This window comes from Chromohalobacter sp. HP20-39 (assembly GCF_033052815.1).
Lineage (GTDB): Bacteria > Pseudomonadota > Gammaproteobacteria > Pseudomonadales > Halomonadaceae > Chromohalobacter.
In genome coordinates, this window is sequence record NZ_JAWHTP010001066.1 from 1 (window position 1) to 243 (window position 243).

A 243-nucleotide genomic window follows, 5' to 3' on the forward strand; every position below is an offset into this window, starting at 1 on the left:
GCGGCCTCTTCTACGAGCGCCGCATTTCGTTGAGTCACCTCGTCCATCTGGCCCACGGCCTGACTAACTTGCTCGATGCCTCGGCTCTGCTCTCCTGAGGCCGCGTCAATCTCAGCCATGATGCCGCCCACGCGCTGCACCGCATGCACGATGTCTCGCATCGCCGAGCCTGCACTCTCAACGAGCGCGGAGCCGGTTTGCACCTTGTTTGCAGCATCGCTGATCAACAATTTGATTTCCTTC

At 60.1% G+C, this 243-nt stretch carries 1 protein-coding gene; it reads right to left on the reverse strand.

The genetic code is table 11. The annotated features are described in order from the left end of the window. Positions 1 to 230: methyl-accepting chemotaxis protein (locus tag RVY79_RS21195; RefSeq protein WP_317466588.1), on the reverse strand; the 230-nt coding region annotated here is incomplete at its 3' end. Positions 231 to 243 lie beyond the last annotated feature (13 nt).